Genomic DNA, 20,889 nt, shown 5'->3' on the forward strand with positions numbered 1-20,889 from the left:
TTTAAAAAAGGGTAAAACTGGATAATTTTTATCAGAAAACCTTTAATGGTTCTGTCTGAAGTAAGTCCGATTTTTTCTGAACTGTTTGGACAAATATTGCCAAGATGAAAGCTGTCTTGATTTCTCGGAAAGAAACAGGTAAAGTGATGATTAAATCCTTTCCTGAAGATAACCACAAAATAGGGGATAAAGGGGTTAATTGTTGAGAGAAAGACGATAAAGTTAACGGGATATCGAGACTCAAACCCGCTTTCTTAATACTTTCTTTAGCAGACCAAATGCGAGTCGCTGCCATATTAAAATCCTCATGATTCTCTTGACTAATTACCTCCGCTAAATTAAAGGAATTTTCCCCCAATAAATCGCGCCACATCTGCACATCACGGGGGATAATCGGTTCCAGATCGCATCCTGACGCACCCTTAAGCACAAGGGTTAAATCTTCCGCATGAGACACCGAAACCGCCTCGTTATCGCTTAATTCGGGCTTGCCATCCCCCCGACGCTGAATCACACTAGGGGATGAGGTTAACATCCCTAAACTGCGATCGCTTCTGACTCGTCTTTCTACCGTTGCATCCCGATCGAGAATTAAAGTTAAATCGACATTAGGCATCATCTCCTTAATCTTTCGTTCTAAATAACAGGGTAAAAGGGCTGGAATCCAGGGATCTTGAGGATTTCTGTGTTTAATCACCTTTAATTCCAATCCTTGCCACACTTCTAAGAGATTGCCATCGTTATTGAATACCTCAAGATCATAGACAAAGGTATCTCCTTGATGCAGTCTTTCTTTGGCTGAAACAAACTGATTTTCGCCTAAATTGACAGAATATACCGTTAAGCGTTCTATGCCAGTGGGTAAAATAGTGGCATGGGGAACACAAGCTTGTAAAGCATGGATAACGGCATCTCTTGCCCCTGCATCGCCTAAAATCAGGGATTGAGGTAAATAACGACTAAACCAAGCAGTTTTTGGCTCAATGTTAATTTCTGCAATACATTCGGTTGCTTTGAGATGAGAATAACCCTTAATTCGTTGAAATCTTGCTTTATGGAACAATAAATGACCATATAAGTCCGTATCTGGATTAATTTGAGGGTTATTTTTTCCTTCTTTAAGGGGGACAGGGGGAATCAATGGGCGACAGTCTGGCGCCCCCACAGGAGAATGGCTGATGATGGCTTCAAAATGATCGATACTAAACCCTGTATTGGCACAGCGAATAACGGCCTTAACCTTTCCAGAATCGGTGATTAAGGTAGCAATTTGTATCTTTAATGGTTTATCGGCAGAAACCACGATCGGACGGTTAAATTTAACCGATTCAAACCTTAATCCTCCAGTTTCCCCCTTGTTAAGGGGGACGGAAGGGGGATCTTGGTTTTCCCCCTTGTTAAGAGTTTGATCCTCCTTCCTTGCTAAGGTGGGGAGTAATGCAGTGGCCACCTGCGCGATCGCTTCTAACCCCAGGACACCGGGGAAAATGTATTCTCCTTGATAAACATGATCTTGTAAATAAGGATCATTGTCTAAGGATAATTCTGCTTCAGTAATCAGTTCAATTCCCGTGTAATGAACTTTCTTTGTCTCTAAAAAGCGTAAAAAAGATAATTCTTGCGGTTTTAAGCTTAAAGTCGGAGGTTCACCAAAACGCCCGGCGATGATAACAGAGGCAGTGGTTAGGGATTGATTTAAAAGTAAATGTAAGTATTTAATGCCAATATCGGGAGAAATAGGGGTAATACCTTCATTTCTTAGCTTTTCAACTGTTCCTAAACGTTCTCCCATGCCAATACCGGACCAAACCGACCATTCTAGGTTTAAACAGCGACAATTAGGGTATTTTCGACTAAATTCCGCTACAATATTCCCTAACCATTCATTGGCTAACCCATAGTCTGCTTCTCCTTTCAATCCAGTCTCGGCAATAATTGAACCGAAGGTGATTAAATAGTTGAGAGAATCGGGATTAATTTCCGTTAAGATATGTTGCAAACCCTTGACTTTTGGAGCTAAAGTTGCTATAAAATCTTCTGGTTCGAGATGTTGAATTAATTTCGGTGTATTAACCCCCGCACCGTGTAAAATTCCCGTAATTTCTCCTAAATTTGTCTTAATTTCGGCGATAGTTTGCTGAACTGACTCAGCATCACTGACATCACAAGAATAATAATGGACTTGGATGTTTGCAGACTTCATTCTTGCTAAATTTTCGGCTAATTCTCGGTTATCTTCAGGTTGAGAACGTCCTAAAATCGCTAAGGTAGCTTTATTTTCTTTAGCTAAGGATAAGGCACATTCTGAGGCAATACCTCTCCCTCCCCCCGTCACCAAAAGAAGCTCCTTGATTTTGCTTTTATTTGAACTTTTTAGGGCTTTTTTCTGCTTAGGGTTATCGGTATCTTTTTCTAACCCTAACAAGTTTAATTGACGAACAAACCGTTTTCCGTTTTCATCATAATAAACTTCTGTATAGCTATCGGTTGCAGTGATTTCTGAGAGAATGATATTAACTGCATTGGGATGATGAAAAGGAATATCAATCACACAGGTGGGAATTTGACGATTTTCTAGATAAAAAGTTCTCGCAAAGGACGCATATCCTCCTCCTTGTTGAATCAAAATCAAGGGTTTTTTCTCTTTTATAGATAATTTTGCCCCTTTTAAAAGCAAATCGATTTCTGATTCATCAGGATGGGATTTTAAACAAATAATGATCCCTTTTTCCTGCTCATGCTTTAAGGTGGGTTGTAAAACAGATAAGTTAGGCAATAAAGGATGATCAGCATGGGCGATAATATGCCAATTTCCCGCTTTTTCTCGATTTATTTGCTTTTTATCTGATTTAATTAACGGTTTTTCGATTAATTCAACCGTAAACGCACGCACCCAATTATCAACACCCATCGGGATTGATTCTTGAGGAATTGGGGGATTATTTTTGCCTAATTCTTCTAAAGCTGCTGCTAGATCCTGAATAGTTGCATTGGCATAATCTGTCGGTGAATGGGGAGGAGATAAGTCTAACTGACGCGCTGCTTCGATCACTAATTGACTGACACTGATAGAATTAAGGTGCAGATCCGCCAACAAGCGATGATGATTTTCAATGGTTTCTAGGGGTAATTCTGTTTTTTGTGCCACCAATTGACGAATAACTTCAATTTTTGAGGTTTGAGGTTTCAGGTTTGAGGTATTAGGTTTGAGGTTTTGGCTATGATTAGGTAATAAAAGATCAATATTTTCTACTTTTGCCTGTTGACTTTTGCCCTTTGCCTTGATCTCACATGGATTGCCAATAAAATGGGGTTGATAGTCTAAATTAAAGGGACGACTAAATCTATCTTCAAATAACCCTTGATAGTTAACCTTGACACCATTAACAAACATTACTGCAACCGTTTTCAATAACCCTTGTAAAGACTCACTACTGCTATCGAGAGAAATTACGGGAATATCCGTTATATCTGCCACTAAACGGCTTAATATTGAACCAGAACCCACTTCAATGAATAAATCAACCTCTTTCTCTGCTGACTTGACTGCATCGATGAAGCGCACCGGTGAGGTCATTTGTTCTAACAAAAGCGAGCGCCAGTCGGTATTTAATGGCAATTTTTCGCCCGTTACGGTAGAAATAACCGTTTTTTGCAGGGAATTTAAGGGATAAGTTTGTAAATAATCTTCTAAGGGTTGCACAGCCCGGGCCACTAGGGGAGAATGGAAAGCGTGGGAGACAGGCAAATAAACGGTTTTAATGCCTTTATTTTGGGCTTTTTCAACAACATCTTTAATCCCTAATGCTTCTCCTGAGATTATTGTCTGATAGGGTGAATTTAATCCCGCAATCTCAACGATACGTCCATTTAATAAACTTTTAACCGTTTCTGCATCGGCGTTAATGCTGGCCATTCTACCTGTTGGGTGGCCCAGTTGTGCCATTGCTTGACCGCGAATTTTAGCTAGATTAATTAATTGAGTCTTATCATAGGCATTTGCCCAAAATAAAGCGCATAATTCCCCTAAACTGTGTCCTATGGCTAAATCTGCTTTAATATTTAAGTTTTCTAAGAGTTGTAACCCCCCTAGGCAAGCCGTAATGATCGCCGGTTGAGCAATATTCGTCACCGTGTTATCCTTACCCTTGGCTAACTGAGCCTTGTTATATAATTGTTTAATCACAGGAAAACGTCTTTCCCAGAGTCCCCCATGAAGATAAACTGGTGCGGATTGCCCCGGAAAGAGAAAACCTATTTTATTGATCTGTTTTTCGTGATTGGTAAAGATATTATCTAAATTTTGACCGGGGGGGATCAACGAGCGCAAGCCTTGCGCTCCTACAAGCTGATTGGTTAAGCTATCGGGGGAAGATGCAATAATGGCCAGACGATAGGGTAAATGAGGATTTACCTTTTTCGCTAATTCAACGGCAAGATCCGTCATTTCTGACTGGGATATGCGAGGAACAATATTTAATAACCGATTAACCTGTGCTTGTAAGTCTTCTTGACTATTTGCACTCAATAGGAATAACTCCGCATCTTGGGGAGAATGGATTAATTTTTGTTCCTGTGGCGTTAAAGTGTGACGACGAATCTGACTTAATCCCTCTATGATAATATGACTATTAATGCCCCCAAAACCCATGGCACTCACTCCTGCCCGTAAAGGTAAGGAATTTGGCCAGATTTGCCCCTCTTTTAATACCTGTAACCTTGCCTTGTCTTCGGTTAACCGAGCCTGAGGGCGATCGCATCCCGTCACTGGTGGTAAAATTTGACGATGAACCGCCATAGTCGCCTTAATTAACCCTGCTATCCCTGCCGCCGCCTTAGTATGGCCAATATTCGCTTTAATTGAACCAATAACGGCTTTATTTACCGTATCTGGATGAATACGAGATAAGACTTCTAATTCGGTTCCATCACCCACCGCCGTTCCCGTACCATGGCCTTCAAAATAAGCTATAGTATCCCCCGTAAATTCAGCCCGTTTATAGGCGCGATTTAAAGCCAATAACTGTCCTTCCACTTCTGGGCGAGTAATTCCACCTTTGCCATCGGAAGAAATCCCCCAACCTTGAATAACAGCATAAATCCGTTTATTTTGGGCTAGGGCATCCCCATGACGCATTAACACCAAAAAACCGCATCCTTCCCCCGGAATAAACCCATTAGACCCTTGATCATACACTTTCATCTCCCCAGAGGCTAAGGCCCCCGTTTTAGCAAAACCCACCAACTCAAAAGGGTCCATACTAATATCCACACCCCCGACTAAAGCGATATCTAAATCTTCAGCGACTAAAGCCGAACAACCATTCGCTACTGCCAGTAAAGAGGAACTACAAGCCCCATCGACGATATATCCGCCCCCTTTTAAGTCAAAATAATTACAAATTCTCCCCGCTATCGTATTCGCGAGATTTCCCGCTAAAGATTCCTCTCCAATCGGTTCAAAGGGTTCTTTAAAGCGATTTTCTAATTCATTTAAGAAAATTTGCCGTTCTTTGTCCGATAATCCTTGTTTTAATAATTGTTCTTCTACCCTATGACGCACATAGGGCCAACGCAATCTTAGGGTATTAGCCCGCGATAACTCGCCTGTGAGGGTATTTCCCAGTAAAACCCCGGTTGTTTCTTTATTTAACCCCTTTCCGTCGGGAAATCCGGCATCATTCAACGCCTGAGACGCAATATCTAACGCTAACCAGTGGGCTAAATCAGCCGAACGAAAGGTACTCCCCACCACTTTATAAGCAATGCGATCGAATTCATAGCCCTCAATAACGGCAGCTTGAGTCGAATAAATGACATCGGGGGCGCTTTTATCGGGAGAATAGTAGTCACTTAACGATAATCGCTCTGAGGGAAAGCGACGAAATGCCCGACGCTGAGACAGGACATTTTCCCATAATTCCTGTGGAGAATCGGCATCAGGATAAAGACAAGCCATGCCAACAATAGCAATTTGAGGAGAAGCTTTCATAGTCAATGACCAGGAGAATGTTACTGTAGGGAGTGCCAGAAACTTGCACCCACGAGTTTTTTGCTAGTACAAGCATCTTGGTGGTTAAGGAGTTGATAAAATGCCGGAAGCCTGTACTAGGGGTAATTTTGCTTTCAGGGGTTCAACCGCTAATATCAACCCTCTGAAACAACACACCAGTGTCAATCCGAAAAACATCCCAAAAACAACATGAAAGGACATCAAAATGCCATAAGCAACGGCTACAGATGCCCCAAAAATTATCTGCTCACGGGGGTTAATCGGTGTTGTTCCCGGATCCGTTACCATATAGAAGGTAAAGAGGACAAAAGCCACCCCTGTCATGGGTAATAGGGCGGGGATTAACGCTGTCTGAAAGATAGCACTTCTAAGGATTGCTTGTAAGATAAAAGCCCCTAACCATCCGGCAATTAAAGGCAATTTACGAGTAAAACGGGCATTTAAAAACGTTCCCGTACAAACAATTAAGACGGGTAAAATCCAATCTGCCCAACCGCTTAAATTCTCGGTAAACTGATAGGGGGGCGCGATGCCAATCCAGGGAAATAAGAGTAAGGTAACGCTAATACCAAAATTAGAAGGATTGAGAAAATGACGGGTTTTATCCGCCACTTGTAACCGAAAAATTGCTTTAGATCCGATAGCCACCGCTACTGCAAACATAATCGGAAATAAACGCTCATTAGCATAGAGTAACATAGCGATCGCTAATGAGGTAATATGGGCAGAAAGCAGAAAATCGACAAACTGACCGATACTTCCTAAATATCTAGGTTTAAAGCCATTTACCCCGGCATCAACGCTTTCTAATAATAATTCTACGCTGTAACCTGTTGCTAAAGCCACCAGAGGTTGCGCCCAAGATTGTTCAAATCCGAGGACAGTATGACCTAAAATATTGAGAAAGGTAATCGCTATAGCAAAGCGTCGTAATCCTGCTAAACGGTTAGGTTGATAGGAAACCGTAGAACGCTCTACTGAAGAGCTAAAATAGGGAAGATTAAATAATTGAGTGGTTGTCATGGTTATTGTTGAAGATGAGTTAAAGGAAATTATCTTTCCCAAAAGTGATTTACTGAGTGATGAACCCCCTATGGAAACAGAGTTACATCTGCGTCAATTGATGCTTTTGATCCAATCACTAGAGTTATTATGGAAAGACCGCCAAGATTTCTATGCTTTTGGTAATCTGACTATTTATTACAGCCCTAATCAACGAAAATCAGAATATTTTAGGGGTCCTGATTTTTTTGTGGTTTTGGGAGTAGCAAGAAAACCGCGTAAAAGTTGGGTAGTGTGGGAAGAAGAGGGGAAATATCCCCATGTCATCATCGAGATTTTGTCTGATTCAACGGCAGAAACTGATAGAGGTTTAAAGAAAGAAATTTATCAGGAAACTTTCCGGACTCCTAATTATTTTTGGTTTGATCTCACCAGTTTAGAATTTAAGGGGTTTCAGTTGATGGTAGGAAAATACGAAGAAATTGCAGCGAATGAACAGGGCTGGTTATGGAGTCAACAGTTAGAATTATTTTTAGGGATTCATGACAGCCAATTACGCTTTTTTACCCCTGAAGGTAAACTTGTTCCCACCCCTGAAGAAGTGGCAGAAAAGATGGCTCGGAAATTACAAGATTTAGGGATAGATTGGCGAGATTTGGCTTAAGTTTGACCTGAAATCTCGCTCAAGCAAGCTGAACTGCAACTTATGAAGTAATCTGCCCAAATGCTACAGTTAGGCGTTTTTACCGCAATAATAAACAAAAATCGAGCTATATTTGCCAGTTCTCGACATGATTTGCTATACTCCAAGAAGTAACTACATTCTTCCTCAGCCCCCAATTGGGGGCTTTTTCTTGGTAAAAAAGAAGCGATCGAAGGCTTATTTTGGCTCTTTTTTGCCTTTAAATCCGACTATTGAGCTTAAACCTACGGCAATTAAGCCTAATACAGTTGAAGGTTCGGGTACAGAAATAACTTCATGAACGTGATCTGGAGCTTCATGAAAAATCGGCCCAACAAAATAGAAACTACCATTTGAACCCGCCCATCTCCCTGTAGAATCAAATAAAGTAGTTCCTGTTACCATTGGAATATCGGGTCCATTATTAAGGGCTACAAAAGTAGCTTTCCAAGCGACAGGCCAATTAGTAGAACTATAACTCCCATCCATCCCTAGGGTCATTGTTCCAGATGTTTGAACAACAGAATCATCAAGATTCACAAAAACATCGTAGAAAAAACCGGAGTTAGGTAGGATTTCTATTGGGTTTCTGCTCTTAAGTTCAAGCTCTCTGATTATGTACTCAACCTCACACATTCCCGTTAGATCAAACACACAATCATTAAGCCGTTCTGCAACTGTATCCGAACCACTACGAAAAGTAGGGACACCTCTAAATTCCACTCTCCCAAATGGGAAGTCGTAATAAGTGTTGCCAGTATCAGGAGTGATAAGATAATCAGTTCCAGCTAAAGGGCCATCCAGAGCCTTCGCCATTTCAGGCATCCCTAATAAAGCAACCCCCAAACCCACAGCCCCAATGAGACCCGTAGTGACGGGTTTTAACCGAGTATTAATCATTTGACTGAAACTCCTTCGAGTAACTACATTCTTTCCTGCAATTTTACAGTAATAATTTTTCTTGTCAAGTCATCAATCAGGATAATTTATTAAGTTTTATTACACTATTTACCCGGGTAAGCGCAGCTCAAACGCTGTTGATAATTGGCTAATTTTGTCAGCCGCTTGCTGTGTAGGCATTTCAAATGATAGCAGTCAATCAGAATAGTTACTAACTTGACGTATTTGGTCGATTGTTGCTTAACAATTGAGAGGGCAAATTCTACCCAAATATACCCAAATCGCCCTCTAGGTTTATTTTGTCAAGGATGGTTAAGATGCGCTTGCCGTGACTATCTACACTTCCTATCCCTCCTCTGACAGAAAAGGGATAACAAAACCCATCAGCTATCCTTAGTTGATCTAGCAAAAAGCCTTGAGAATATAATAGAGATAAAAAAGAGGAAAACCGATGATTACTATACGCAAAGCGGAGGAAAGAGGCCACGCTAACTATGGTTGGTTGGATACCTATCATACTTTTTCTTTTGCCCAATATTATGATCCCCAACAGATTAATTTTAGGAGTCTAAGAGTTATTAATGAGGATAAAGTGATTGGGGGAAAAGGATTTCACACCCACGGACACCACGATATGGAGATTTTAACCTATGTTTTGGAGGGAGAACTAGAACACCAAGACAGTCTCGGCACGGGTTCCGTGATTCGACACGGTGAAATTCAACGGATGAGCGCGGGAACAGGGATAAAACACAGTGAATTTAATCATTCTGCCACTAATCCCCTCCATCTTCTGCAAATTTGGATTATTCCCGACCCAAAAAATCTAGAACCCAGTTATGAACAAAAAGCGATCGCATTTTCTCCCCATACGCTACAATTAATCGCCTCTCCCACCGGTGCGGGTAATGCAGTCAAAATCCATCAAGATGTTAATCTCTACGCGGGAATTTTGCCCCTAGACCAGTCCCTCACCCATTCCTTAGATGGAGGTCGTTATGGCTGGTTACAGGTGGCTAGAGGGCAAATAAACCTAAATGGCGTGCATTTACGAGCGGGGGATGGAGCGGCAATTAGCGAGGAAACTTCTTTGGCTATTCAATCTCTAGAAGACTCGGAAATTTTGCTTTTTGACCTAGGGTAGTGGGGTTGAGTGTTAGGAACCCTAGTGGCTAAGTTTTGCCGCCAATTCCCCGGCCGACTTTCAGCCATCAATACTGTCCACCACGCTCAGAAAATCGTTGTGGATTAGCTCGGCGATAAAATTCTCCGGATCGGTGATGGGAACAGTAACGCCTTGGCTGGCTACCATCTGTGCAGCCATCCGAGTCATGAAGTCCTGTCTTGTTTCCGCCATTCTCCCCTGACATTGTTGTAGTTTTTCCACCAATTCCAGTGGGGAATCGGCCACCAGTTTATCCCCCTCGCGGGTGACATAAATTGTCATCTTTCCTACCTCCTAAATGATCGGGAACGAGAATTCGGCACTACTAAACCACTTCTTTTCTCGCTATCATTATTGCTAGTTAGTTAGTCCCAGCCTCGTCCGTCTTTCCCTGTTTCCATTATTTTTTCTGGCTTGTCGCCGGGTAATTATTATTATCGCCAAAATAAAAGGATAAATTTGTCAATCTTTGTAACGAAAAATCAAGAAAAACTGTTCTCACCGTATCGCCCTGAACCTTTGCGGAGAAATTTGTTACAATGAATACAAGGGGACTCCCTGCGCCAGATCCCATCCCTAGTAAAAAATTGACCAGGTGGGGAGCGGAAGCGAATAGTTCCGAGAGGATGGGCATTTGTCAGAGTTCCCCGCTTCCTTTGGTTTTAGGGGGAAAAGCCATGAAATCTGCCACATTATTATCGCCCGATCGACCGCTGCCAGAATTTCTCCGGTCAGCTATCCAAGACCGCTTTCCGGGGAAAGCGCTCGATGATCTCAGCATCCGCTACTATGAAAGCGTCGAGGATGTGGGAGGGGAGTATTTTAACGATCGGGTGTTGCCTGCCTGTAGCGATGAGCCAGTCGTCCGCTATCTTGTCCCGTTTATATCCTACGTCCGTCTAGGAGAAGCGTTAGTTTTGGATCGGCAAGACGGTCTTGTGGTTTACGAAACCGAACGAGATGTTCCCTGCACGGAAACTGGACCTTTCTGGTTGGTGACTCCTAAATCGCGCTGAAAAAGCAAACCCAAGTTAAGCAGGTGAATTGGGAAAACTTAATAGTTGAGACTCGACGGGTGGAGTCGGCAAGCAGCAAAACCCGTCGAATTTTTATAACGCTTGCGATCGCAACCAAGCCACGGGTAAATAGAGCATTTTCTTGGGTAAAGGCACGAAGGCACGACGGGCGAAGACATCGTAGTTATTTGCTTCAATTACGTCTAAAATGCCTTGATAAAGCAGTAAAGCCGCCCAAACCGGCCAACGGGAATCGGGATTAAGGGCGCGAATCCCCCTTTCGGCGGAATCGTAGTAATAACGAGCGCGCTCAATTTGGAAGCGCATTAACGCCTGCCAACGGTGATCATTAACCCCTTTGAGTAAATCGTCTTCGCTGTAGTTAAAACGCTCTAAATCCTCTAAAGGTAGATAAATCCGCCCACGATGGACATCTTCCCCCACATCCCGCAAAATATTGGTTAATTGATTGGCAATACCGAGATCGATCGCTTCTTCTTGCGGAATATAGACGCTTTGATTGCGTCGCCAAGGAGCCGAGCGATCGCCATCTTCCAATCCTAACACCGCGCTGGACATTAACCCCACCGTCCCCGCCACCCGATAGCAGTACAGTTTTAGTTCATCAAAGGTTTGATAACGACTGCGATAGAGGTCCATCTGTTGCCCGGCGATCATATCCCGAAAGGGTTGGATATCCATGGGGAACTTTTCTAGAGTATCCACGAGAGCGACATCGGCATCCTCGAGGGCAACCCCAGAAAAGACGGTTTCTAGCTGTTTTTCCCATAAATCAAGGGTTTCAGGTGTAGTTAACCGGGCTTGGGGTCCATCGACCAGTTCATCGGTACGACGACACCAGACATAAATTGCCCAGATCGCTTGACGTTTTGCTTTCGGCATCAGGAGAGTACCGAGATAAAACGTTTTGGAATACTTCTCTGTAATCCGGCGACAGAGTTCGTAGGACTCCGCAAGGGAGACGAGGGGTTTGGTGGGGTGGGTCGGTTTTGGCAATTGGAGCATTCTGCTGGGGCGGAATGATTGACTTAGATTAACGGCGAACTGTGGCTAATGATATAGCATTGTCTCACTCAAGGCCATTTTCGTCATTAGTCCCTAGCCAGAGAATTAACGAGCGCTGGACACTGGTATAGATTGGGTTTTATTCGGGTTTAGCGGTGCTGCGGGGTGATCTTTGCTGATCACTGCTGCCGCTAATTTCCCTGATAAAACCGCTCCTTCCATGCTTCCTAAATATTTTTGCATGGTATAGTCACCGGCGAGATAAAAATTCTCGATCGGAGTTTTCTGAGAAGGTCGATAACCTTGTCGGCCAGGAGTGGCTTTATAAACCGATCGAGGAGTTTTCACCAGATGGTATTTTAACAATTGACTGGGATGATCGCCAGTAAAATGTTGGGGAAAGAGTTTTTCTAATTCTTTCATCGTGGCGGCGATAATTTCTTCATCAGATTTAGTAATCCAATCGTGAGCGGGAGCGAGAACTAATTCTAACATCGAGCGATCGGGGTTAGCGTATTCTTTACAGGTGTTGCTCATGTCAGCATAAACACTGAGTAAGGGCGAACGGGAGAATAATAAATGATCGATGTCGGTTAGTTTGCGATCAAACCAGAGGTGTAAATTAATGACGGGAACCCCTTCTAATCCTTCTAATTTTTGAAAGAATTTATCTTCTTGCCAAGGTTTAGGTAGTAAAACTTTTAAAGGATCTACCGGCATCGCAGACACATAAAGATCGGCTTCAAAAAGATAATCTTCCCCACCGTCTAAACCGCGCATTAAGAAGGCTTTAACTGTGCCATCTTCATTTAACACAATCTCTTTTAAAGGGGCGTTTAAGCGCACTTCGCCGCCTCTAGCGGTGATGTAATCGACTAAAGGTTGGCAGAGTCTTTCCGGGGGTGAACCGTCGAGAAAAGCCATTTTTGAGCCGTTTTTCTCCTGTAAAAAGCGGTTGAGGGCCGTTAGTAGAATTGTGGCGGAAATCTCGTTAGGATCGATAAAGTTTAGGGCTTTCGACATAGCGATAAACACTTCTTTTTCTACCCTAGTCGGTATGTTTTGTTTCTCTAACCATTCCGACCAAGAATATTTATCCATCTCCTCGACGTAACTTTGGCCTTTAACAATGGCAGGAATTAAACCGAGTCCAAATTTAATTTTTTCCTCCCAAGTTAACATATCGTTATTGCGGAGAATGGCAACAATACCGTTAATTGGGGCGGGAATATCAGGGAAGTCAAACCGCGAATAAGTCCCCGGTTTTTCCGGCTGATTGAAGATCATCGAGTGTTCTTTCCACTGTAAACGATCTTCTATACCTAATTCTTGGAATAATTGCAGCATATTGGGATAAGCGCCAAAGAAGATATGTAAACCGGTTTCGTACCAGTCCCCATCGGCATCTTTCCAAGCGGCAATTTTTCCCCCTAATACATCGCGACGTTCCAGTACGATGGGCGTATGTCCCGCATCGACAAGGTATTTCGCACAAGATAATCCGGCTAGTCCCGCACCAGCGATCGCAACTCGCATCTTTTCTTATCTACTCTCTAATGTCTTGTCTTTATCACATTCGCTATTATACTTCACATTTCGTTACATTTTTTTCAGCTTATCGAGAAGGTAGGAGGCAAAAGGCAGGAGGCAGGAGGCAAAAGGCAAAAGGTAGGAGGCAAAAGGCAGGAGATTATTTTTATTTATTCTCCCCCCGCAACGCGCACGAAGTGGTCTCCCCACTTCCTTGATAACTGCTTACTGCTTACTGGTCACTGATAACTGTTTGCTGGTCACTGATAACTGCTTACTGGTCACTGATAACTGATTACTGATTACTGGTCACTGATAACTGATTACTGGTCACTGATAACTGATAACTGATATTGTGATATGTAATTAGCTTAATTCGCTTACCTTTTTAGTTCACGCGTACACCCTCTTCAATCGATCGCTATGACTTTTCCCACTACGTCACCTCAAGTCTCGGAAATAGAGAATAATCGTGCTTGGCATAATTTAACTGGGGAACAAACCCTAGAAATACTGAGAACCAATGGGGAAACCGGCTTAATCGAGGCTGAAATTGTTAAAAGAAAGGATATTTTCGGATTAAATGAACTAAAAGAAACGGGGGGACGTAGCCCGTTAATGATTTTATCGGAACAGTTTACTAACATTATGTTAGTGATGCTGATCGCCGTGGCGGTGGTTTCGGCAGTTTTGGACCTGAAAAAAGGGGAATTTCCCAAAGACGCGATCGCTATTTTTACAATTGTTATTTTAAACGGTATTTTAGGATATTTACAGGAAAGTCGGGCAGAAAAGGCATTAGCGGCCCTTAAGCAGTTATCCTCGCCGAAAGTCCGGGTTATTCGTAATGGTAGCACCTTTGAAGTGGCGGCCAAGGAACTTGTCCCCGGGGATATCATGTTACTGGAAGCGGGGGTACAAATTGCCGCCGATGGCAGATTATTAGAAGCACAAAACCTGCAAATCCGCGAAGCTGCCTTAACGGGTGAGGCGGAATCGGTGAATAAACAAGCACAGAAGGTTTTACCAGAAGATGCCTCTTTGGGCGATCGCATTAACCTCGTCTATCAGGGTACAGAAGTAGTACAAGGGCGCGGGAAAGTGGCGATTACCAAGACGGGAATGGATACGGAAATCGGTAAAATTGCCGCTTTGTTGCAAGGAGTAGAAAGTGAACCAACTCCCCTACAACAGCGAATGTCGCAGTTAGGTAACGTTTTAGTGAGTGGTTCCCTAGCTTTAGTGGCTGTAGTCGTGCTTTGGGGCGTAATTAGCTCCGGTTGGCAGTTTTTTGAGTCATTATTAGAAACCTCCCTCAGTATGGCTGTGGCTGTTGTCCCCGAAGGTTTACCGGCAGTGGTAACGGTGACATTGGCAATTGGAACCCAAAGAATGGTGAGAAGACAAGCTTTAATCCGTAAATTGCCGGCAGTGGAAACTTTAGGCTCGGTAACGACGATTTGCTCCGATAAAACCGGAACTTTAACTCAAAATAAAATGGTGGTGCAGAAAGTCAATACTTCCCACCATGTCATTACTGTCACGGGGGAAGGTTACGCGCCCATCGGTGAGTTTAGTGGTGCTAGTGAAAGTGATCCCGAACTACAGGCAATTTTAACGGCTTGTGTGCTGTGTAATGATGCACTTTTGCAAAATAAAGCGCAAGAATGGTCAATTTTAGGCGATCCCACCGAAGGAGCTTTACTGACGTTGGCGGGTAAAGGCGGACTATATCGGGAAGCATTAACACCCAAAAGCCCTCGTTTAGGGGAATTTCCCTTTTCTTCCGAACGAAAGAGAATGTCAGTAATCTGTGAGAATGCCCAGTTAGGTTTGGGGGATTCTGCCTATTTAATGTTTACCAAAGGCTCACCGGAATTAATTCTCGAACGTTGTTCTCTGATCCAAGTTGGGGCAGAAAGTCAACCCTTAACAGCTGAACAAAGAAGCCGTATTTTGGCACAAAATGACGAAATGGCGGGTAATGGCCTACGAGTTTTAGGTTTTTCCTATAAACCGATGACAGAAGTGCCGGAAGCGGAAAGAGAAGATAGTGAGGAACAATCCCTGGTTTGGTTGGGATTGGTGGGAATGCTCGATGCACCCCGCAAAGAAGTTAAAGAAGCGGTTGCTCTCTGTCGTCAAGCGGGAATTCGTCCGATTATGATTACCGGAGATCACCAATTAACGGCCAAGGCGATCGCCATTGAATTAGGCATTGCTGCCCCCGGGGAGCGAGTAATCACGGGTAAAGAATTAGAAAAAATGTCTCAGAATGACCTAGAGGGAGAGGTAGATGGTGTTAGCGTCTATGCTCGCGTTTCTCCCGAACATAAGCTGAGAATCGTCCAAGCTTTGCAAAAACGGGGCAAATTCGTCGCCATGACGGGGGACGGGGTGAACGATGCTCCGGCACTAAAACAAGCGGATATCGGTATCGCCATGGGCATTACGGGAACCGATGTCAGCAAAGAAGCCAGTGATATGATTTTGCTAGATGATAATTTTGCCACCATCGTCGCCGCCACCGAAGAAGGGCGCGTGGTTTACAGTAACATTCGGCGCTTTATTAAATACATTCTCGGCAGTAATATTGGCGAGGTTTTAACGATTGCAGCGGCTCCTCTGCTCGGTTTAGGCGGTGTACCCCTTTCTCCCTTGCAAATCCTCTGGATGAACCTTGTCACCGACGGTTTACCGGCTCTTGCTCTGGCAATGGAACCCGCCGAACCTAATGTGATGAAACGTCCACCTTTTAGCCCCCGGGAAAGCATTTTCGCCCGCGGTTTGGGTTGGTATATGATTCGCATCGGCATCGTCTTTGCCATTCTCACCATTATTATGATGTACTGGGCTTACCGATATACTCAAGCAACTCCCGAAATCGGAGATCCCGGACGTTGGAAAACCATGGTATTTACTACCCTCTGTTTAGCACAAATGGGTCATGCTTTAGCGGTGCGTTCCCATACCCAGTTAGCTGTGCAAATGAATCCCTTCTCTAATCCTTACATTATTGCTGCCGTGGGCTTGACAACGATCCTACAATTGTTGTTAATTTATGCTCCTCCCCTACAAAGCTTCTTCGGTACTCAATGGATTAGTGGCACAGAATTATTAATCTGTTTTGGATTTAGTGCCTTAATGTTTGTTTGGATTGAGTTGGAGAAGTTATTTATTCGCTGGTTCATGACGAAAAAATAAATCAATGCCAACACCAATTATTCTGACTTTAACGGTTTTAGTCGTTGCTTTAGTCGCTTTCGTGGCGGAATGGCTACCAGTAGATTTAACCGCTTTATGCGTGGCGATTGTCCTGATTCTTTTGGGTTTAGTTACTCCCGAAGAAGGTATCGCCGGATTTAGTAATTCTGCCACGGTGACAGTGATGGCGATGTTTGTGCTTAGTGCTGGAATTACCCGCACGGGAGTGATTCAAGTAATTCGCGATCGCTTGCTGGTTTGGGGGGGCAAAAATCCCCACCAACAGGTATTTGTCTTGGGGGCATTAGTGGGGCCGATTAGTGCTTTTATTAATAACACGGCAGTGGTGGCGATCTTTTTACCCATCGTCGAAGATTGGTGTAAAAAACAAAAAATTTCTCCTTCTAAGTTATTAATTCCCCTTTCCTACGCGACGGTTTTAGCGGGGATGATTACGGTGGTGGGGACTTCTACTAACATTCTCGCTAGTGGTATTTCTGCCAAGCTGGGTTATGGGGAATTTAGCTTATTTCAATTCACTGCTTTAGGATTAGTAACTTTTTTAGCAGGTTTGATTTATTTAACAATTGTTGCTCCGAAATTACTACCCGACCGCAAATCTTCCACTGGGGAATTTTTAGAGGATGATTATGGTTCTAAAGTATATCTGAGTGAGGTAATTATTACCCCTCGTTCTAATCTTATCGGTCAAACTTTATCCCAAAGTGGACTACAAAGAAAGTTTAATTTTGATGTGTTGGAATTAATCAGAAATAAGGTACATTTATACCAGCCTTTAGCCGATAAAGTTCTCAATGCTGGCGATATTTTAATCGTTCACAGTAGTCGGGAAGAACTATTAAAAATTAAAGATGAACGAGGCTTAGAAATCTTTGCCGATGTCAAATTTCAGAAAGGAGATATTGAATCGACAATTACTACAGGTGAGGAAAAATTAGCCGAGGTTTTGATTCTCTCTAATTCCCGTTTAATTGGGACAACTTTAAAAGATTTGAAATTCCGTCAGCGTTATAACGCAACGGTTTTAGCGATTCGGCGTGGTTCAGAATTACTGCAAGGAAGATTAGGGAAAATTCCTTTAAAGTTTGGCGATTTGCTCTTAGTTCAAGGACCAAAACAGAGTTTTGTGGGGTTACAAACTACGCGAGAATTATTAGTCTTAGAAGAAAAGGAAATTGAATCATTACGACAGGATAAGGGCATTATTGCTTTAATGATTACTTTGTTGGTGATTATTATTGCCGCTTTTGATATTCAACCGATTCTCGTCACCAGTTTAGTCGGGGTGGTTTTAATGGTAATTACTGGCTGTCTAAAACCGGGGGAAGTCTATGGTTCCATTCGTTGGGATATTATCTTTTTATTAGCGGGTTTAATTCCCCTGGGTACTGCCATGGATAACTCGGGAACGACTAAATGGTTGGCAGATAATTTAGTGGCTATCGGCGGTAATCTTTCGGGGTTTTGGATCTTAGTTTTTTTCTATCTAATTACCTCAGTTTTGACTGAAATCCTCTCTAATAACGCCGCCGTGGTGTTAATGATTCCCGTCGCCGTGGAAGTGGCGAAAACTTTGGGTTTAAATCCTTTGGCTTTTATGTATGCTGTCACCTTTGCTGCTTCTAATAGTTATCTAACACCGATTGGCTATCAAACTAATACCATGGTTTATGCACCTGGCGGCTATAAATTCCTCGATTTTACCCGTTTGGGTGCGCCCCTAAATTTAATTTTGACGATTTTAACCCCTAGTTTAATTGTCTTGTTTTATGGCTTGAAATAAAGAAAGAGATCGAAGAATCTTCGATCTCTAAAAAGAATTTGATAGTAGTCAAAACTATTTCGATTCAGCGAAGCGTTTACGCAGGGATTCGGCTCGCTTTTTGGCTACGGTATTATTAGGATCAAATTTGAGAGTTTCTTCGTAGGTTTCGAGAGCTTTTTTAGCCATTTGTTTCTTTTCGTAAACATTGCCAAGATTATTGAGAGCGATCGAGTATTCAGGATAAAGTTTAATTGCTTCTTTGTAGTTACGAATCGCTAATTCTAATTGTTCTTGGGCAAAATAGGAAAAACCGAGCGCATTGTAGATTAGAGCTTGATTTTCTGGTTCGATGCTTTCTTCCCCAGAGATTTTTAAAGCCTTTTGTAGTAAACTCAATGCTTGAACATAGAGTTTTTTATCGAGATAAAGACTCCCTAATTCATAGTAATCTTTAGCTGTACCTTTTTCTTTTTGCAATTTCTTTTGTAGCTTGTTAAAGGTTCCTTCCACTCGACGGGTTTTAAAGATTTGCACGATGACAAAAATTCCTAAACCGATCACGAAAATTAGCAATCCAGAAACGTAAATAAGCGGCAGGGTATCTTCCATAATTAGCGATCGAGCAATTAATATTTTTATACTTATTCCCTCAAATTATAGCAGGATTTAGTCAGTTATCAGTTGTCAGTTATCAGTTGTCAGTTATCAGCTTTTTTCTCCCCACACCCCACACCCCACACCCTACACCCCACACCCCACACCCGACTTCCCTCTCCCCACACCCCACACCCCACACCCCATCACCCTATCTCCCCATTTCCCGAATTCTCAGGGGTAAGCCCCAATAGTTCACCCGTTCTACTAACCAGCCGGTGGATTCTAGCCGCTCGATCGCTTGGTTGACGCGTTCTCGGAGACTTTGGTACTGTAACCCTTTAGGGAGAACGACTCCTAGAGCGATCGCCCCCAACTGGATCGGTAATTGACGATAATTGGGGAATTGCTGCACCCAACTGGTTAAAAGGCTATTATCAGCCGCAAAAGCGTCTATTTCCCCAGTTTCCAGTAAATTAAAAGCTTCTTGATAGGAAGCAACCCCGCGCAGGGTAGCGTTAGGTAAATGGGAACGCACAAGGGCGATTGTCGTCGAGCCGTTGAGTACGGCGATTCTAGAGTTAGCTAGGTCTTCTAAACGCTGAAATAGCAGATTTTTCGTCACAAAACCGCTGCTATCGAGGTAATAAAAGGGGCTAAAATCCACTAAGCGCTGACGTGCGGGAGTAATCGCCACACGAGCGATCGCCAAATCCACCCGATCATCAATAACCACCTGTAAACGTTCTTGATTACTAACGGGTTTGAGAATAATAGCACTGTCAGAACCGAGAATTTCTTCAGCTAGACGTTTAGCGATGTCGATTTCCAATCCTTGCAGATTGCCCTGAGAATCAAGGAAAGCGAGGGGAGGGAGATTATTTTTGACAGCGACAATTAATTTTCCCCGGCGTATAATCGTATCGAGATCGGCGCTAAAACTTGGGGCTACACCTAAGAGCAAAAAACCAAGAATAAATAACAAATTTTTCATACTGTTTTACCTAGACTAACTTGATTTCTACCTTGATTTTTAGCGGCGAACATGGCACGATCAGCCCGCTCGATCACCTCTTCCAGATTATTATCTTGAGGGCTAAATGTTGCCACACCGATACTAGCAGTAACTCGCACTTTTTGTCGATCAATTTCAATATTTAACTTGTTAATTACTTGACAAATGCGCCAGGCTAAGGTTCCGGCATCCTCAAGATTAGTTTCTGGGAGAATAGCGACAAATTCCTCGCCCCCAAAGCGCCCAAAACTATCCACTTGACGCAGACAGTTTTTAATTGCCCCAGCGACAGTAATTAAAGTTTTGTCTCCTAGGATATGACCAAAGGTATCGTTAATATGTTTAAAATAGTCCATATCGATGACTAGAACCGAAAAATAACGATGATAACGACGACATCGTTGAAATTCTTTCTCGCCCAAGGAAAAAATCTCTCGACGATTATTTACCCCAGTTAGGCTATCAGTTCTGACTAACTTTTCTAGTTGAGAATTGATATTTTTCAGTTCTTCTTGAGTCTTTTTCAGTTCTAGATGAATTTTAACTCTGGCTAACAGTTCCCAACTATGAAATGGTTTATTTACATAGTCCACAGCCCCAGAATTAAAAGCATTGATAATATCTTCTTTTTCCTTACTATCTGTCACAAATATAATCGGTATATGAGCGTATAAAGTGTCAGTTTTTAGTCTTCGGCAAAGTTCTATTCCCCCCATATCTGGCATCATTAAGTCAAGAAGAATTAGGTCAGGATTAGCAGTTTTTACTTGTTCTATTGCCTGTTTAAAACTACTAGCAAAAATGGTGGCATAACCAGCAGAATCAAGAATCTCCACAGCCAATTGGAGATTTTTACTGACATCATCAACCACTAAAACTAGACAGTCTTCAGCACGAAATTTAATCATCATCAGTAAGTATAATTAATCAAGTTAAGGACAAAATAGAGATACAAT

14 protein-coding genes are annotated in these 20,889 nt (G+C 42.7%); 5 read left to right on the forward strand and 9 right to left on the reverse strand.

Annotated features, from left to right (window positions below):
- Positions 1-31 precede the first annotated feature (31 nt).
- A complete protein-coding gene (locus IM456_RS07220) occupies positions 32-5,992 on the reverse strand; it encodes a type I polyketide synthase (RefSeq protein WP_287691877.1) in 5,961 nt (1,986 codons plus the stop codon).
- A gap of 84 nt (positions 5,993-6,076) precedes the next feature.
- Positions 6,077-7,036: an enediyne biosynthesis protein UnbU gene (locus IM456_RS07225; RefSeq protein WP_287691875.1), complete on the reverse strand. Its 960-nt coding sequence runs from the start codon at positions 7,034-7,036 to the stop codon at positions 6,077-6,079.
- On the opposite strand from IM456_RS07225, the gene IM456_RS07230 reads away from it, so the two are divergent.
- Entirely contained in the window at positions 7,035-7,679 is a 645-nt protein-coding gene (locus IM456_RS07230; protein WP_287691873.1) for a Uma2 family endonuclease, read from the forward strand. The genes IM456_RS07225 and IM456_RS07230 overlap by 2 nt on opposite strands.
- 216 nt (positions 7,680-7,895) lie before the next feature.
- On the opposite strand, the gene IM456_RS07235 is transcribed toward IM456_RS07230, so the two are convergent.
- Entirely contained in the window at positions 7,896-8,597 is a 702-nt protein-coding gene (locus IM456_RS07235; RefSeq protein ID WP_287691871.1) for a PEP-CTERM sorting domain-containing protein, read from the reverse strand.
- Positions 8,598-9,048: 451 nt separating this feature from the next.
- Here IM456_RS07235 and IM456_RS07240 point away from each other — a divergent pair, with 451 nt between their 5' ends.
- Positions 9,049-9,741: a pirin family protein gene (locus IM456_RS07240; protein ID WP_287691869.1), complete on the forward strand. Its 693-nt coding sequence runs from the start codon at positions 9,049-9,051 to the stop codon at positions 9,739-9,741.
- A gap of 60 nt (positions 9,742-9,801) precedes the next feature.
- Here IM456_RS07240 and IM456_RS07245 read toward each other — a convergent pair whose 3' ends face one another.
- On the reverse strand, positions 9,802-10,044 hold the full coding sequence (locus IM456_RS07245; RefSeq protein ID WP_002795543.1) for a hypothetical protein: 243 nt from the start codon (positions 10,042-10,044) through the stop codon (positions 9,802-9,804).
- Between the two features lie 257 nt (positions 10,045-10,301).
- Here IM456_RS07245 and IM456_RS07250 point away from each other — a divergent pair, with 257 nt between their 5' ends.
- Positions 10,302-10,778 carry a hypothetical protein gene (locus tag IM456_RS07250; RefSeq protein ID WP_149986704.1) on the forward strand — a complete coding sequence of 159 codons (477 nt, stop codon included), beginning with the start codon at positions 10,302-10,304 and terminating at the stop codon, positions 10,776-10,778.
- Positions 10,779-10,871: 93 nt separating this feature from the next.
- On the opposite strand, the gene crtB is transcribed toward IM456_RS07250, so the two are convergent.
- Both crtB and pds read right to left on the reverse strand, forming a co-directional pair.
- Entirely contained in the window at positions 10,872-11,804 is a 933-nt protein-coding gene (gene crtB, locus IM456_RS07255; RefSeq protein WP_149986705.1) for a 15-cis-phytoene synthase CrtB, read from the reverse strand.
- 105 nt (positions 11,805-11,909) lie between these two features.
- Positions 11,910-13,340, reverse strand: a complete 1,431-nt coding sequence (pds, locus tag IM456_RS07260) for a 15-cis-phytoene desaturase (protein ID WP_287691867.1) — start codon at positions 13,338-13,340, stop codon at positions 11,910-11,912.
- A gap of 417 nt (positions 13,341-13,757) precedes the next feature.
- Here pds and IM456_RS07265 point away from each other — a divergent pair, with 417 nt between their 5' ends.
- Together IM456_RS07265 and IM456_RS07270 are read left to right on the forward strand one after the other, a co-directional pair.
- A complete protein-coding gene (locus tag IM456_RS07265) occupies positions 13,758-16,538 on the forward strand; it encodes a cation-translocating P-type ATPase (protein WP_287691865.1) in 2,781 nt (926 codons plus the stop codon).
- Positions 16,539-16,542: 4 nt separating this feature from the next.
- Complete coding sequence (locus IM456_RS07270) at positions 16,543-18,342, forward strand: SLC13 family permease (RefSeq protein ID WP_149986708.1); 1,800 nt, start codon at positions 16,543-16,545, stop codon at positions 18,340-18,342.
- Positions 18,343-18,396: 54 nt separating this feature from the next.
- Here the strand turns inward: IM456_RS07270 and IM456_RS07275 are convergent, their stop codons facing one another.
- The 3 genes from IM456_RS07275 to IM456_RS07285 all read right to left on the reverse strand — a co-directional run bounded on the left by IM456_RS07275 (position 18,397) and on the right by IM456_RS07285 (position 20,841).
- On the reverse strand, positions 18,397-18,933 hold the full coding sequence (locus IM456_RS07275; protein ID WP_052276149.1) for a tetratricopeptide repeat protein: 537 nt from the start codon (positions 18,931-18,933) through the stop codon (positions 18,397-18,399).
- Positions 18,934-19,129: 196 nt separating this feature from the next.
- Positions 19,130-19,912 (reverse strand): transporter substrate-binding domain-containing protein, encoded by a 783-nt coding sequence (locus IM456_RS07280; RefSeq protein WP_149986709.1) that lies wholly within the window; start codon positions 19,910-19,912, stop codon positions 19,130-19,132.
- Positions 19,909-20,841, reverse strand: coding sequence for a GGDEF domain-containing response regulator (locus tag IM456_RS07285; RefSeq protein ID WP_149986723.1), 933 nt, complete (start codon positions 20,839-20,841; stop codon positions 19,909-19,911). Before IM456_RS07285 ends, IM456_RS07280 begins: the two co-directional genes overlap by 4 nt.
- Between the last annotated feature and the right edge of the window lie 48 nt (positions 20,842-20,889).

Origin of the sequence: Microcystis sp. M079S1 (genome assembly GCF_020246425.1) — a bacterium.
GTDB lineage: Bacteria > Cyanobacteriota > Cyanobacteriia > Cyanobacteriales > Microcystaceae > Microcystis > Microcystis aeruginosa.

Coding starts and splice junctions, on each gene's coding strand:
- IM456_RS07220 (WP_287691877.1), bottom strand. CDS start 5,992: ATGAAAGCTTCTCCTCAAATTGCTATTGTTGGCATGGCTTGTCTTTAT.
- IM456_RS07280 (WP_149986709.1), bottom strand. CDS start 19,912: ATGAAAAATTTGTTATTTATTCTTGGTTTTTTGCTCTTAGGTGTAGCC.
- IM456_RS07225 (WP_287691875.1), bottom strand. CDS start 7,036: ATGACAACCACTCAATTATTTAATCTTCCCTATTTTAGCTCTTCAGTA.
- IM456_RS07235 (WP_287691871.1), bottom strand. CDS start 8,597: ATGATTAATACTCGGTTAAAACCCGTCACTACGGGTCTCATTGGGGCT.
- IM456_RS07245 (WP_002795543.1), bottom strand. CDS start 10,044: ATGACAATTTATGTCACCCGCGAGGGGGATAAACTGGTGGCCGATTCC.
- IM456_RS07265 (WP_287691865.1), top strand. CDS start 13,758: ATGACTTTTCCCACTACGTCACCTCAAGTCTCGGAAATAGAGAATAAT.
- crtB (WP_149986705.1), bottom strand. CDS start 11,804: ATGCTCCAATTGCCAAAACCGACCCACCCCACCAAACCCCTCGTCTCC.
- IM456_RS07270 (WP_149986708.1), top strand. CDS start 16,543: ATGCCAACACCAATTATTCTGACTTTAACGGTTTTAGTCGTTGCTTTA.
- IM456_RS07250 (WP_149986704.1), top strand. CDS start 10,302: ATGAATACAAGGGGACTCCCTGCGCCAGATCCCATCCCTAGTAAAAAA.
- pds (WP_287691867.1), bottom strand. CDS start 13,340: ATGCGAGTTGCGATCGCTGGTGCGGGACTAGCCGGATTATCTTGTGCG.
- IM456_RS07275 (WP_052276149.1), bottom strand. CDS start 18,933: ATGGAAGATACCCTGCCGCTTATTTACGTTTCTGGATTGCTAATTTTC.
- IM456_RS07240 (WP_287691869.1), top strand. CDS start 9,049: ATGATTACTATACGCAAAGCGGAGGAAAGAGGCCACGCTAACTATGGT.
- IM456_RS07285 (WP_149986723.1), bottom strand. CDS start 20,841: ATGATTAAATTTCGTGCTGAAGACTGTCTAGTTTTAGTGGTTGATGAT.
- IM456_RS07230 (WP_287691873.1), top strand. CDS start 7,035: ATGGTTATTGTTGAAGATGAGTTAAAGGAAATTATCTTTCCCAAAAGT.